Source organism: Polymorphobacter sp. (assembly GCF_051860865.1).
Taxonomy (GTDB): Bacteria; Pseudomonadota; Alphaproteobacteria; order Sphingomonadales; family Sphingomonadaceae; genus Sandarakinorhabdus.
This window is the reverse complement of record NZ_JBIMKZ010000017.1, coordinates 13949-27357: the sequence shown is the minus strand read 5'-3', so window position 1 is coordinate 27357 and position 13409 is coordinate 13949. Positions and strand designations below refer to the sequence as shown.

Annotated in this window: 16 protein-coding genes and 1 pseudogene; 10 read left to right on the top strand and 7 right to left on the bottom strand. The window is 67.1% G+C overall.

Features of this window, described 5'->3' with window-relative positions:
• A pseudogene (locus ACTIFJ_RS05010) lies at window positions 1–186 on the bottom strand (SCO family protein); the annotation flags it as partial.
• Window positions 187–203: 17 nt separating this feature from the next.
• Between ACTIFJ_RS05010 and ACTIFJ_RS05005 the strand changes: the two are divergent.
• The 3 genes from ACTIFJ_RS05005 to ACTIFJ_RS04995 all read left to right on the top strand — a co-directional run bounded on the left by ACTIFJ_RS05005 (window position 204) and on the right by ACTIFJ_RS04995 (window position 3005).
• A complete protein-coding gene (locus ACTIFJ_RS05005; protein WP_439532995.1) occupies window positions 204–872 on the top strand; it encodes an ankyrin repeat domain-containing protein in 669 nt (222 codons plus the stop codon).
• Between the two features lie 280 nt (window positions 873–1152).
• The gene (locus ACTIFJ_RS05000) at window positions 1153–2421 is read left to right on the top strand and encodes an ActS/PrrB/RegB family redox-sensitive histidine kinase (RefSeq protein WP_439532994.1); all 1269 of its coding nucleotides are present in this window, start codon (window positions 1153–1155) and stop codon (window positions 2419–2421) included.
• An 11-nt stretch (window positions 2422–2432) separates the two neighbouring features.
• Window positions 2433–3005, top strand: coding sequence for an ActR/PrrA/RegA family redox response regulator transcription factor (locus tag ACTIFJ_RS04995; RefSeq protein WP_439532993.1), 573 nt, complete (start codon window positions 2433–2435; stop codon window positions 3003–3005).
• 4 nt (window positions 3006–3009) lie between these two features.
• Here ACTIFJ_RS04995 and ACTIFJ_RS04990 read toward each other — a convergent pair whose 3' ends face one another.
• Window positions 3010–4275, bottom strand: a complete 1266-nt coding sequence (locus tag ACTIFJ_RS04990; protein WP_439532992.1) for a dicarboxylate/amino acid:cation symporter — start codon at window positions 4273–4275, stop codon at window positions 3010–3012.
• A gap of 112 nt (window positions 4276–4387) precedes the next feature.
• Here ACTIFJ_RS04990 and ACTIFJ_RS04985 point away from each other — a divergent pair, with 112 nt between their 5' ends.
• On the top strand, window positions 4388–5080 hold the full coding sequence (locus tag ACTIFJ_RS04985; RefSeq protein WP_439532991.1) for an isochorismatase family protein: 693 nt from the start codon (window positions 4388–4390) through the stop codon (window positions 5078–5080).
• A 112-nt stretch (window positions 5081–5192) separates the two neighbouring features.
• Complete coding sequence (locus ACTIFJ_RS04980) at window positions 5193–5954, top strand: CsgG/HfaB family protein (protein ID WP_439532990.1); 762 nt, start codon at window positions 5193–5195, stop codon at window positions 5952–5954.
• Between the two features lie 29 nt (window positions 5955–5983).
• Here ACTIFJ_RS04980 and ACTIFJ_RS04975 read toward each other — a convergent pair whose 3' ends face one another.
• Window positions 5984–6193, bottom strand: coding sequence for a hypothetical protein (locus ACTIFJ_RS04975; protein WP_439532989.1), 210 nt, complete (start codon window positions 6191–6193; stop codon window positions 5984–5986).
• Window positions 6194–6274: 81 nt separating this feature from the next.
• Here ACTIFJ_RS04975 and ACTIFJ_RS04970 point away from each other — a divergent pair, with 81 nt between their 5' ends.
• The 3 genes from ACTIFJ_RS04970 to ACTIFJ_RS04960 are packed head-to-tail and all read left to right on the top strand — an operon-like array spanning window position 6275 to window position 8320.
• Window positions 6275–7156: a polysaccharide deacetylase family protein gene (locus ACTIFJ_RS04970; protein ID WP_439532988.1), complete on the top strand. Its 882-nt coding sequence runs from the start codon at window positions 6275–6277 to the stop codon at window positions 7154–7156.
• Window positions 7153–8070, top strand: a complete 918-nt coding sequence (locus tag ACTIFJ_RS04965; RefSeq protein WP_439532987.1) for a polysaccharide deacetylase family protein — start codon at window positions 7153–7155, stop codon at window positions 8068–8070. The genes ACTIFJ_RS04970 and ACTIFJ_RS04965 overlap by 4 nt, the downstream gene beginning before the upstream one ends.
• A 46-nt stretch (window positions 8071–8116) precedes the next feature.
• A complete protein-coding gene (locus tag ACTIFJ_RS04960) occupies window positions 8117–8320 on the top strand; it encodes a glycine zipper domain-containing protein (protein WP_439532986.1) in 204 nt (67 codons plus the stop codon).
• Between the two features lie 244 nt (window positions 8321–8564).
• Here the strand turns inward: ACTIFJ_RS04960 and ACTIFJ_RS04955 are convergent, their stop codons facing one another.
• Both ACTIFJ_RS04955 and fsa read right to left on the bottom strand, forming a co-directional pair.
• Entirely contained in the window at window positions 8565–9482 is a 918-nt protein-coding gene (locus tag ACTIFJ_RS04955) for a tyrosine recombinase XerC (protein WP_439532985.1), read from the bottom strand.
• Window positions 9479–10132, bottom strand: a complete 654-nt coding sequence (fsa, locus tag ACTIFJ_RS04950) for a fructose-6-phosphate aldolase (RefSeq protein WP_439532984.1) — start codon at window positions 10130–10132, stop codon at window positions 9479–9481. The genes ACTIFJ_RS04955 and fsa overlap by 4 nt, the downstream gene beginning before the upstream one ends.
• Before the next feature lie 257 nt (window positions 10133–10389).
• Between fsa and hisN the strand changes: the two genes are divergently transcribed.
• Window positions 10390–11157, top strand: a complete 768-nt coding sequence (gene hisN, locus ACTIFJ_RS04945; protein WP_439532983.1) for a histidinol-phosphatase — start codon at window positions 10390–10392, stop codon at window positions 11155–11157.
• 3 nt (window positions 11158–11160) lie between these two features.
• On the opposite strand, the gene ACTIFJ_RS04940 is transcribed toward hisN, so the two are convergent.
• Together ACTIFJ_RS04940 and ACTIFJ_RS04935 are read right to left on the bottom strand one after the other, a co-directional pair.
• Window positions 11161–11385 (bottom strand): hypothetical protein, encoded by a 225-nt coding sequence (locus tag ACTIFJ_RS04940; RefSeq protein WP_439532982.1) that lies wholly within the window; start codon window positions 11383–11385, stop codon window positions 11161–11163.
• A 10-nt stretch (window positions 11386–11395) separates the two neighbouring features.
• Window positions 11396–12565, bottom strand: coding sequence for a class I SAM-dependent methyltransferase (locus ACTIFJ_RS04935; protein WP_439532981.1), 1170 nt, complete (start codon window positions 12563–12565; stop codon window positions 11396–11398).
• Between the two features lie 160 nt (window positions 12566–12725).
• Between ACTIFJ_RS04935 and ACTIFJ_RS04930 the strand changes: the two genes are divergently transcribed.
• Window positions 12726–13409, top strand: a 684-nt coding sequence (locus ACTIFJ_RS04930; protein WP_439532980.1) for an adenosylhomocysteinase, incomplete at its 3' end; no start/stop codon positions are given.

Below are 13409 nucleotides of genomic sequence, written 5' to 3'. Positions count from 1 at the left end.
GTCCTTGTCGGTGCGGGGCTGGCCATCCTGGTCGATCAGCGCGAACGGCCCGCCGAGCGTGCTGCCGGCGAGGTTGCCGCGCGGCACCGACACCGCCGAGAACTGCTGCCAGCCCATCCAGCCGGCCACCGCCACGGCGAGCACCAGCGCGCCGATGCGAATCCGCTTGAGCGTGCTTCTGTTCATTGGAGGTCGAGGGGGCTATGGCTATGCATGGTCTGGAAATAGGGCGCTGCCTCGCGCTTGTCGATGTGGCGTTGGAGGGCAAGAAGAAGGTGAAAGCAATGATGCGGTTGTGGATGGCACTGGCGGCGATGCTGCTGATTGCCCAGCCGGCGGCGGCGCAATTCTCGGACGGCTATAATTTCATCAAGGCGGTCAAGGACAAGGACGCCGCCAAGGTCAAGGAACTGGCCGAAAAGCCCGGCACCACGGTGGTCAATGTCCGTGATGCCGATTCCGGCGAATCCGGGCTGCATATCGTTACCAAGCGCGGCGATGCCGGCTGGGTCGGCTTCCTGCTGCAGTTCGGCGCCAACCCCAATGTTCGGGACCGGGAGGGCAACACCCCGCTGATCCTCGCCGCCATCGGCCGCTGGACTGACGGCGTGCGCATCTTCACCACCATCAAGGCACAGGTCGACGTCCAGAACCGGCTCGGCGAAACCGCGCTGCTGAAGGCCGTGCAGAACCGGGACAGCTTCATGGTCAAGCAGCTGCTCGATGCCGGCGCCAACCCCGATATCTCGGACAACAGCGGCCGCACGCCGCGCTCTTTCGCCGAAGGCGATCCGCGCGGTGCCGCCATCACCAAGATGTTCGCCGAACAGCCGGTGCGCAAGCCGCTCCGCGCCCAAGGACCGGTGCTCTAGGCAGTAGCGACGTTCATGAGAAAATAGCCTCCTGCGGCAAGAGAAAATGCCTCCGGCGGCTGGGGCCGCAGGCCCCAGACCCCAATAAATTCTGTTGATCCCGCAGAGACTTCGGCCGTCGCCCTGCGAAGGCTCGCTTATCGGGGTCTGGGGCCTACGGCACCAGCCGCCGTAGGCATCCCGTTTCCGCCGGAGGCATATGATTTCCCGCCGATACCAGCTGGCCGCCCCGCTTCCATGTCGCATGGCGGCCGGACCGGGGAAGGTCTAGGGAGCCGTCATGGAAACGCCATCGATAGCGGCCGCGGCCTTCGACCGCCCCGGGGTCAGGGTCCGCACGCTGGCGGTACTGCGCTGGATCGCCATCGGCGGCCAGTTCACCACGCTGATCGTCGTCGGTCTCTACCTTGGCTACCCGCTGCCCTGGCCATCGCTGATCGCCGCGGTGGCGGCGTCGGCCGTGCTCAACGTCGGGCTGGTGACGCTTTATGGCCGCTCGGCGCGGCTGCAGGGGCCCGATCTCGCGCTGCACCTCGGCTTCGACCTTGTCCAGGCCGGGGTCATGCTGTTCCTCACCGGCGGGCTGGCCAACCCGTTCGCCATCCTGCTGATCATGCCGGTTACCATCGCCGCCACGCTGCTGCCGGCACGCGCCATGCTGCCGCTGGGCGCGCTGGCGGCCTTTGTGCTGACGATGCTGTGGTTCTGGTCGAAGCCCTTGCCCTGGCACGGCCCGGCGCCGGCCTTTCCGGAAATCTACCGGATCGGCGTCGCCATCTCGCTGGCGCTGGCGATCGGCTTCCTCGCTATTTATCTCTGGCTGGTCTCGGCCGAAGCGCGGGACCGCGCCCGCGCGCTGGTCGCCACCGAAGCGGCGCTGACTCGCGAGGCCCGGATGAGCGCGCTCGGCAGCCTCGCCGCCGCCGCCGCGCATGAGCTCGGCGGCCCGCTCGGCACCATCACCTTGATTGCCCACAGCCTGACCGAAGCGCTCGGCGACGATCCGGACTTCGGCGACGACATCCGCCTGCTCGGCTCCGAGGCCGCCCGGTCGCGCGCCATCCTCGTGCGCATCGCCCGCCGCGCCGAGGCCGAAGACCCGTTCGCCCTGCTCGGCCTCGACGTGCTGCTGCACGAGGTGGCCAATAACGCCAAGCCGGCGCGGGTGCCCGTGCGGGTCATCGCCGATGGTTCCCTGCCGCAGGTCCGCCGCTCCCCCGAGCTGCTGCACGGGCTGGCCAATCTGGTCGCCAATGCCGTCCGCCATGCCGGCTCGGTCGTCGAACTGCGCGCCCAGGCCACGGCGAGCGAGGTCAGTATCGCCGTTGTCGATGACGGCCCCGGCTTCCCGGCCGAGCTGCTGCCGCTGTTCGGCGAGCCCGATCTCGGCCCCTCCCGGTCCGGCAGCGGGGGCACCGGCCTCGGCATTTTCATTGCCACCACGCTGATCGAACGCACCGGCGGCAAGCTCACCTTCAGCAATCGCCGCGACGGTGGGGCGCAGGTGGACGTGCGCTGGCAGCGTACCCATATAGAAGCCACGGAATAGGAGTGCCCCAGGTGAGCCAGACCGATACCCTTTCTGCCGACGCCGCTGCCGATCCGGCGCCGTTGATGCCGCTGCTGCTCGTCGATGACGATGCGCCGTTCCGCCAGCGGCTGACGGTGATGCTGGCGCGCAAGGGTTTCGCGGTCACCGCCGCCGGCAGCCTCAGCGAAGCCCGCATCGAGGCGGCGCGGATGAAGCCGACCCATGCGGTGGTCGACATGCGCCTCGACGACGGCAATGGCCTCGACCTCGTCGCCGAGCTGCGCGCCCTGTCCCCGGACATCCGCATCGTCGTGCTGACCGGCTATGGCAATCTCGCCACGGCAGTGGCCGCGGTGAAAGCCGGCGCGGTCGATTATCTCGCCAAGCCCGCCGACCCCGAGGACATCGTCCGCGCCCTCTCGGCCGAAGCCGGCGAGCGCCCCGAGGCCCCGCCCGAGCCGATGTCGGCCGACCGCGTCCGCTGGGAGCATATCCAGCGCGTCTACGAGCTCTGCGACCGCAATGTCTCGGAGACCGCCCGTCGCCTGAAGATGCACCGCCGCACCCTCCAGCGCATCCTCGCCAAACGCTCGCCCAAATAAGCCGTCAGAATTTCGGCAGCGGCTCCGGCCGGGCGCTTTTGGCCGCATCGGCGGCGTCCCATTTGGCGATGACGGCGGTGGCGACCGCATTGCCGATGACGTTGGTGGCGCTGCGGCCCATGTCGAGGAAATGGTCCACGGCAAGGATCAGCAGCAGCCCCGCTTCGGGAATGCCGAAATAAGGCAAGGTCGCGGCGATGACCACCAGGCTGGCGCGCGGCACCCCGGCGATGCCCTTGGAGGTGATCATCAGCAGGCCGAGCATGAAGATCTCCTGCGCCAGCGTCAGCTCGATGCCATAGGCCTGGGCAATGAAGATGCTGGCAAAGGCGCAGTACATCATCGAGCCGTCGAGATTGAACGAATAGCCGAGCGGCAGCACGAAGCTGGTGATCCGCGTCGGCACGCCGAAGCGGTCGAGCGCCTCGATCATCTTCGGATAGGCGGCTTCCGATGACGCGGTGGCGAAGGTGATCAGGAACGGCTCGCGGATGGTGCCGATCAGCCGGCGGATATTGCCGGCGCCGATGACAAAGCTGCCGGCGCCGAGCAGCAGCAGCCACAGCATGGCCAGCCCGAGATAGAAGCTGCCGATGAATTTGCCGAAGGTGACGAGGATGCCCAGCCCCTCCACCGCAATCGCCGAGGCCACGGCGGCGAACACCGCGAACGGTGCCGTCTGCATCACATAGCCGGTGATCTTCAGCATCAGATGCATCAGCGCCTCGAGCCCGCGCACGATCGGCTCGCCCTGCTTGCCGATGGCGATCAGCGCGGTGCCGGCAAACAGCGAGAAGACGACGATCTGCAAGATCTCGTTGGTCGCCATCGCCTCGAAGATCGATTTCGGCACCAGATTGGGGAAGAAGGTCGTCGGGTCGAAGGCCGCCTTGGCCAGCCCGGTCTCGGCGGCGGCATCGGGCAGCGTCAGTCCCACGCCGACGCCCGGCGCCAGCAGATTGACCATCAATATGCCCAGCGACAGCGACGCCACCGACGCGGCGATGAACCAGGCCAGCGTCCGCGCAAACGTCCGCCCGATCGACCCGCCCGAGCCCATATGCGCCACGCCGACGATCAGCGTCGACAGTACCAGCGGCGCGATGATCATCTTGATCAGCCGCAGGAAGATCTGGGTGATGATCCCGAGATAGCCGGCGATGTCGCGGGCGGCGTCGGGCGTTTCCGCCATCCGGTTGATCAGGAAGCCGGCGACCAGCCCGGCGACGAGCGCGATGAGGATATTGCGGGTCAGCCGGTTGGTGCTCATGCTTCGCTGCTGACAAGCGTTGCGCGCGTGCGTCAAGCCCGCATCGGGCCGCGGCCGATTGGCAGGCCGGAAAAACCCCATTATCGGGGGCGCCAGAAGGAGTACCCCCCAGATGAGCGATATCGTTGGAACCCGGATGGCCGATTGCGGCCGCACCGCAAAGCAGATCTTCGACGAGGTGATGTCCAACCCGGCGCGCGCCCGCTTCGGCTTCGGCAGCAAGCTGGCGATCGTCAACATCGATATCCAGAACGCCTATACCCGCATCGACAAGTACAAGACCGCCTATGAGAGCGACCCCCGCCAGATCGAGCATGTCAACTACATCTCGGCGCTGGCCCGCGCCGCCGGCATGCCGGTGGTCTGGACCCGGGTGGCGTATCACGAGGATGCCTCGGATGCCGGCGTCTGGGGCACGCGGACCAACACGCCGGACAGCCTGCAGAACATCAAATATGGTTCGGACCGCCATGCCTATGACGCGCGCTGCGACGTCCAGCCAGCCGACATGCAATATGACAAGCGGATGCCCTCGGCCTTCTTCGAGACGCCGCTGCAATCGCTGCTGGTCTGGCACAAGGTTGACACCGTGGTGCTGACCGGCGGTAGCACCTCGGGCTGCATCCGGGCGACGGCGGTCGATTCGCTGTCGCGCGGCTATCGGACGATCGTGCCGCTGGAGACCACCGCCGACAAGCTGGCCGCCTATCATTGGGCGAACCTGACCGATCTTCAGCTCAAATATGCCGATGTTGTGCCGGTGTCCGAGGTGGTCGACTGGTTTTCCGCCCGGAAAAATGGTTAATTTTCATTAAATCGCCTACCCCCGCATCGGGGTGATTTACGGACAGCGGCGTGTCGCATATCTACAATTCTTCGTTGACAGGGCGTGCTAGGGGCACAGCCTTTTGGGGAGCATGAGCATGTTGAAGACCATCAGCGCGGCCGTCGCAGCCGTGGCACTTCTGGCGACGCCGGCGCTGGCGCAGTCGGGCGCGCGCAAGCAGCAGGTCAAGAAGACGCAGGAAATCCCCATCTGCACCAAGAAGCTCGGCACCATCGCCGTCATCGAGCCGGACAACAACTGGTGGTCGGCGCTGCAGCTCGGCTCGCCGGAAGCCATCATCAAGGTCTTCGTGATGAAGTCCGGCTGCTTCGGCCTCGTCGATCGCGGCCGTGGCCTCAATTCGCGCGGGATCGAGCGGGCGCTCGCCGAATCGGGTGAGCTGCAGGCCGGCAGCAACATCGGCCGCGCCCAGGTCAAGGCCGCCGATTATTTCGTCGTGCCCGATCTGGTGACGAAAAATGCCAATTCCGGCGGCGGCGGCTTCGGCGCACTGGCCGGGGGCCTGCTCGGCGGCCGCCTCGGCGGCGCCATTGGCGGCGCCATCAGCATCAAGAAGAAAGAGGCCAACGTCACCCTGTCGCTCACCAACGCCCGCACCACCGAGCTCGAGCGGATCACCGAGGGCTTCGCCAAGAAGTCCGACATGGGCTTCGGCGGCGGTGTCGGCCTGATCGGTGCCGGCGGTTTCGGCGGCGGCGGCGGCGGCGGCTATGAGAACACCGAGATCGGCCAGGTCATCGTCCTCGCCTATCTCGATGCCTACACCAACCTCGTCCGCGAGCTCGGCGGTCTGCCCGAGAACGCCAGCGCGGCGGCCCCGGTCGCCCAGTAAGATCCTGTGATGCGGCCCCGCCGTCGCCCTCAGCGGCGACGGCGGGCCAGGCCGATCGCGGTCAGGATCACACCCGGCCAAAAGCTGACGAAGGCCAGAAGCCCCAGCCCGATCGGGTTGGGGTCAGGGTCCGTGACCAACCCCAGCGCGTCGGCTACAATGAACAGCAGCAGCGGCCCGCAGCCCAGCACGAGCAGCAGCAGCCCTGCCAGCAACATCCATTTTCCGGTCACAATCATCAGCCTGCCCGCGTCTCCGCCTGTCGGCAACAGCGATTTTTGGCTCGCCCCGCCGGCCGCGCTTCGTCTAAAGGCTGCGGCATGATCGACGATCCCGGCCTTTACAGCCCCCAGCCCGACACCCGCCCCCTGCACTGGCCCGATGGCAAGACCTGCGCGGTCTGGGTGGCGCCCAATCTCGAATATTATGAGCTTGATCCGCCCGCGCACCCGCGCCGCAAGAGCTGGACCAAGCCGCATCCGGACGTTGTCGGCTATTCCCACCGCGACCATGCCAATCGCGTCGGCCATTGGCGGATGGCCGAGGTAATGTCAAAGCACGGCTTCCCCGGCTCGGTCAGCCTGTCGGTGGCGCTGTGCGACCATATCCCCGAGGTGGTCGAGGACGGGGTGCAGCGCGGCTGGGAATTCTTCAGCCACGGCATCTACAACACCCGCTACGCCTATGACATGGACGAGGCGCAGGAGCGCGCGATCATCGAGGACTCGATCGCCACCGTCCAGCGCGCCACCGGCCAGCGCATCCGTGGCTGGCTGGCCCCGGCATTGACCCACACGGTCAACACGCTCGACCTGCTGGCCGAATATGGCCTCGATTATACCTGCGATCTTTATCACGATGATCGCCCCGGCGAGGTCAACACCCGCAGCGGCCGGCTGGTCTCGATGCCCTACAGCCTCGAAGTCAACGATCACTATGGCTTCTTCATCTACAACATGAGCCCGCGCGCCTATGCCGACGCACTCATCGCCCAGTTCGACCGGCTGGCCCGCGAGGGCGAGGCCTCGGGCACGGTGATGTGCATCCCGCTGCACAGCTATCTGATCGGCCAGCCGCACCGGATCGGGCCGTTCGAGGAGGTCCTGCGCCACATCGCCGCCGATGGCCGCGCCTGGATCACCCGCGCCGGCGACATCGCCGACGTCTACAAAGCCCAGCGTCAGGGGGCCGAACGCCCATGAGCCTCGATCCCGCCTATCTCGAATATCCGCGCCGCCGCCGTGGCATGGATCATGATCTCTACCCCTGGTCGAACATCTTCGACCGGCCGCCGATCCAGTGGCCCGAGGGCAAACGGCTGGCCGTGGCCGTGGTTATCAGCTGCGAATTCTTCCCGCTGACCCCGTCCGACACGCCGTTTCGCGCGCCCGGCCATATGCAGACGGCCTTTCCCGATTACCGCCATTTCACGGCGCGCGACTATGGCTCGCGCCTCGGCGTGCCGCGCCTGCTCGACTCGCTGGCCAAGGCCGGCGCCGTCGCCAGCTTCGCAGTGAACAGCCGCTGGGCCGAGCGTTACCCCGATCTCACCCGCCAGATCATCGAAGCCGGCCATGAAATCATCGCCCATTCGACCGACATGAACGGCACCATCGCCACCGGCCTGCCCGAGGCCGACGAGCGCGCGCTGATCGCCGCCAGCCTCGATGGCCTCGAAGCCGCCACCGGCACCCGCCCGCGTGGCTGGCTGTCGATCGCCCGGTCGCAGAGCTTCGACACCCCGCGCCTGCTCGCCGAGGCCGGCCTCCGCTATTGCCTCGACTGGGTCAACGACGAGCTGCCGTTCCGTCTCGACACCGCCGCCGGCCCGCTCGTCAACCTGCCGCTCAATCATGAATTGTCGGACCGGCAGGTCATCGGTACCTGTCAGCAGTCGGCCGACAGCTATGCCCAGCAACTGCGCGATGCCGCCGACTGGCTGCTCGCCGAATCCGCCACTCACGGCGGCCGGTTGCTCCCCGTTCATCTAACGCCCTATATAACTGGTCTTCCGTATCGTATCGACGCGATCGACGCGTTGCTTGCCGATCTGGCTTCCAGGCCCGAGATCTGGTTCGCGCGCGCCGCTGATATTGTCGAGGCGAGCAAGATCTGAGCCGGCAGCTCCCGCGCGTGTCGGCTCTTGAACTCAGGAGATCGACATGACCCGCATCCTCACCCCGCTCCTCGCCATCGGCCTGCTCGGCGGCCTGTCTGCCTGCGCCAATACCACCAGCGGCGCCCTCATCGGCGGCAGCGCCGGCGCCGTCGCCGGCAAGGCGACCGGCCTCGGCACCGTCGAAGGCGCCGTCGTCGGCGGCGCCGCCGGCGCCGTCATCGGCGACCGCAACGACCGCCGGCGTTAAGCAAGGTGCCTCCGGCGGCTGGGGCCGCAGGCCCCAGACCCCAATAACTTGTGGTGATGTCGCAGCGTGGTCTCCCGTCGCCTTACGAAGGCCGGATTATCGGGGTCTGGAGCCTAAGGCCCCAGCCGCCGGAGGCACTTCTGGTACCGCCGGAGGCGCTTTCTCCTGCCGCCCCAAACCCCTTCACCAGGCGGGGTCTTTATTGATTGGGTCCGGGGCCTAAGGCCCCGGCCGCCGGAGGCACCTAGGCCCTGGGATGCGCGCCCCGATAGGCATCGAGCAGCATCCCCGAATCGACGGCGGTATAGATCTGCGTCGACGACAGTGACGCGTGGCCGAGCAGGTCCTGCAGGCTGCGCAAATCGGCGCCGGCGGCGAGCAGGTGGGTGGCGAAGCTGTGCCGCAGCGCGTGCGGCGTGGCGGTGGGCGGCAGGCCGAGCGCCGGCCGGGCGGCCTGCATGGCCGAGCGGATGATACCGGCGTCGAGGGGACCGCCGCGCGTGCCGCGAAACAGCGGCGACTCGCGCGTCGTGGTGAAGGGCAGGGCGGCGAGATAGGCGGTTACGGCCTCGCGGACGATCGGCAGCAGCGGCACCTGGCGGGTCTTGCCGCGCTTGCCGGTGATGGTCAGCACCTCGCCCAGCGGCAGGTCGGCGCCGGTCAGCGACAGCGCCTCGGAGATCCGCAGCCCGGCCCCCCAGAGCAGCAGCAGCACGGCGGTGTTGCGCAACCGGACCCAGTCGGGCTGTTCGGTGTCGGCGACCACGTCGATCAGCGCGTGCGCGTCGGGCGCCGCCAGCGGGCGCGGCACACGACGGGCCAGTTTCGGAGATTTGACACCGGCCAGCGCTTCGGACTTCAGCGCCTGGGTCTGGCGCGCCCAGCGGATGAAGGTCCGCAGCGCCGACAGTTCCCGCGCCAGACTGGCATTGCCGAGCCCCTCGGCCCGCCGGAAAGTCAGATAGGACCGGATATCGGCCGGCCGCAGCGTTTCGAGATGCGCGAGCGACACCGCGCCGCCGACGTGAGCCATCAGGAAGCTGTCGAACCGGTCGAGCGTCGCCGCATAGGCCCGCAGCGTGTGCGGGGACAGCCGACGCTGATGGGCAAGGCTCGCCGCCCATTCGCCGGCCGCCGCCGCCAGGCCGCGTGCCGCACTCAAATGATGGTCTGACCGGACTTCAACCAGTCGGCCGCAAAGGTTTCGAGCCCCTTGTCGGTCAGCGGATGCATGGCGAGCGCGCGGATGACGCTCGGCGGCATCGTCGCCACATCGGCGCCGATCTTCGCGGCCTGCAGCACATGCACTGGATGACGGACCGAGGCCGCGAGGATCTCGGTCTTGAATTCGTAATTGTCGTAGATGTGGCGGATATCCTCGATCAGCTGCATGCCGTCCTGGCTGATATCGTCGAGGCGGCCGATAAACGGCGAGATGAAGCTGGCGCCGGCCTTGGCCGCGAGCAGCGCCTGGTTGGCCGAGAAGCACAGGGTCACATTGGTCATCACGCCCTCGTCGGACAGGGCCTTGCAAGCCTTCAGCCCCTCGAGCGTCAGCGGCAGCTTGATGCAGACGTTGCGGGCAATCTTACGCAGCACCTCGGCTTCGCGAAGCATCCCATCCTTGTCCAGCGCCACCACTTCGGCCGACACCGGACCATGGATGAGATCGGCAATTTCCCTGACCACTTCGATGAAGTTGCGCCCGGACTTTGCGATCAGCGAGGGGTTGGTGGTGACGCCGTCGACAAGGCCGCTGTCGGCCAGTGAAGCGATTTCCGAGATTTCAGCAGTATCGACAAAGAACTTCATGGGAAGGGCTTTCGGCTGGGAAGCAGGATCGCTCCTCCCTACCCCAGCCGATGCCTCGAAAAAAGCGGAACCTCAGAAGAAGAAGAACCAGAGCAGAAGCACGATGGGCAGCGGCACGCCAATGGCCCAGAGAAGACAACCTTTACCCACAATCTGCCCTTTCGATGATGAATGAACAAAACCGCAGGCGCCCCCTATTGTTCCGCCGACCCGCCCCGCGGTTGCGCAGCGCTAACGGCTCGTGCAAGCCAGCGGCCATGATCGATGCTGCCGATATTGCCCTCGCCCATCAGCTGGCGGACGCCGCCGGCGCCGTCATCCGCCCCTGGTTCCGCGGCGGGGTAACGGTCGAAAGCAAGGGCGACGAATCACCCGTCACTGCCGCCGACCGCGCCGCCGAGGCCGAGATGCGCCGGCTGATCGCGGCCGCGCGCCCGCAGGACGGCGTCATCGGCGAGGAATATGGCGACGACCGGCCCGACGCCGCGCGCGTCTGGGTGCTCGATCCGATCGACGGCACCCGCGCCTTCATCGCCGGCCGTCCGCTGTTCGGCACGCTGATCGGGCTAATGGTCGACGGCGCACCGGTCCTTGGCGTCATCGACCAGTGCATCATCGGCGACCGCTGGCTCGGCGCCCATGGCCAGCCGACCACGCTCAACGGCCAGCCAGCCACCACGCGCCCCTGCGCCGCGCTCGCCGCCGCCCATATCGGCACGACCAGCCCCCACGCCTTCACCACTGCCGACCTTACCGCCTTCACCCGCGTCCAGCAGGCGGCGCGTGACACGCTCTACGGCGGCGATTGCCACAATTACGGCCTCGTCGCCTCCGGCCATCTCGACGCGGTGGTAGAGGCCAGCCTGAAGGTCCATGACTGGGCGGCGCTGGTGCCGGTCATCGAAGGCGCCGGCGGCACCATGACCGATTGGGCCGGCCGCCGCCTGGCGCTCGGCAGCGACGGCCGCGTCATCGCCGCCGCCACCGCCGCGCTCGCCGCCGACATACAGGCCCGGCTGGCCTGAGCCTCAGCCTTCGAGAACGGCGAACAGCTTCCGCACGAACGCATCCCGCTCGGCGGTCAGCGCCGCCTCCGCCTCGGGCGGCAGCACCAATTCCTCGACCGACCCTACCTTGGCCTCCAGCGCCGCCAGCCGGGCGCGCGTCACCCAGCTCTCGGAGGCCAGCTCCAGCATCATCCGCACCAGCGCGTCGATCGCCGGGTCCTGGAACACCCGCGGTGTCTTGCTCATGCCCGCGTCCTCAGGCCCAGTTGCCGAACACGAACCACTGCACGCCGTCGGCCAGCCGTCCGGTGTTGCCACCCAGCCGCGCCGGCCCGGCAATCGCCTCGGCCACCGCCGCTTCGCCATACCAGCTCAGCGATGGCACCACCGTCTGCACATAGCCCTCGGCCGGGAAGCCGGCGCCCGCGCACAGCGCAGCGGGCTCCTGGTCACGGAACGCCTTGTAATAGGGCTCGGCATTGTACCAGCAGTCCCAGTCCAGATAGAAACCGTCATAGGCCGACAGCTGGCTGTTGGGCGGCAGCTCGTAATGCAGCATCAGCCCGCCCGGCCGCAGCAGCCGCCGCGCCTCGGCGAATACCGCCTCGATGTCCTTCACCGGCAGCTCGTGCAGGAACATCGAGCTGTAGACGAGATCGAAGCTGGCGTCGGGGAAGGGTAGCGCCGTGGCATTGGCCTGGACGAAATGCGCCGCCACGCCCTGCGACCGCGCTCGTCCATCGGCATAGCGCAGGCACGGCGCCGACACATCGACGCCAGTCACGCGGGCGTCGGGATAGGCCCGCGCCCAGGGCAAGGTCTGGTGGCCGACCGAGCAGCCGAGATCGAGAATGGCGGTCGGCTTGAAGTCGGGATGGGCATGGCGAAGCCAGAAGGCCGAGCTTTCGCCGATATCGTCGAGGTTCTTGCCCATCAGCCCGAAGCTGAACACCGACAGGCCATTCTCATAGACCGCCCCGGCCGCCAGATCGCCGTCGCCGGTCTCCGACGTATAGCTGCCCGGCATCAGATGGACATCGATGTCGCTGACGCTGGCCGGGATCGGCAAAGACGGATCGAGCGTCAGCGACCCGCCGCAGGCCGGCAGCCGGTCCGAGATCTCGCGCAGCCGGCCGGCATCGCGGGTCACCGCGTCGGAGACGCTCGACCACACCATCTCCTGCGCGCCCATCCGCAGCGACGAATAGAAGCGGAAATAAAGATCGTCGCGCAGCGCCTTGTGCACGGCAAGACCATCCTCGGCCGGCGTCTCCAGCGCCGGCGCGATGCGGCTTTCCCAGCGAGACTTCATGCTGGAGGCCATGGTGTTGAGCACATGGCCACGCAGGCTCGAGGTGAAATCCTGGGCGGCGCGCTCGTTGCGGGTCGGCCGCACGGCCAGATCATGGGTGACAAGACGAGTCATACCGGTCTCCTTGATACGCCCCTTAAGTGGCAATTTGCGCCGCCTTTCACAAGCTGCGACATGGACTGCGGCGTCGATCGAGGATATAAAGACATCTTTATGCTTGTTCTCGGCGGGCGCATTGCCTATGGCCGGGGCTGCTATTTTTCGGAGCGTCATCATGGCCAGCCAGGCACAATCGCAGATCAATCACTATGCCATCGCCGACATCGGCCTCGCCGGCTTCGGCCGCCGCGAGATCGCCATCGCCGAAACCGAGATGCCCGGCCTGATGGCGCTGCGCCAGGAATTCGGTGCCGCCAAGCCGCTGAAGGGCGCCCGCATCGTCGGCTCGCTGCACATGACCATCCAGACCGCCGTGCTGATCGAGACGCTGGCCGAGCTCGGCGCCGAGCTGCGCTGGGCGACCTGCAACATCTTCTCGACCCAGGATCACGCCGCCGCTGCCATCGCCGCCAGCGGCATCCCGGTCTATGCGATCAAGGGCGAGAGCCTCGCCGACTATTGGGATTATGTCGGCCGCATCTTCGATTGGGGTGACCGCACCGCCAACATCATCCTCGATGACGGCGGCGACGCCACCATGTTCGCGCTCTGGGGCGCCCGCCTCGAAGCCGGGGAGACCATGGGCGAGCCGGAGAATGAGGAAGAAGTCGAGTTCCAGCGCGCGCTCAAGGCCTTCATCAAGGCCCGTCCCGGCTATCTGACCGAGACCGTCAAGAACCTGAAGGGCGTTTCCGAGGAAACCACGACCGGCGTCCACCGGCTGTACGAGATCGCCAAGAAGGGCGAGCTGCCGTTCCCGGCGATCAACGTCAACGACAGCGTCACCAAGTCCAAGTTC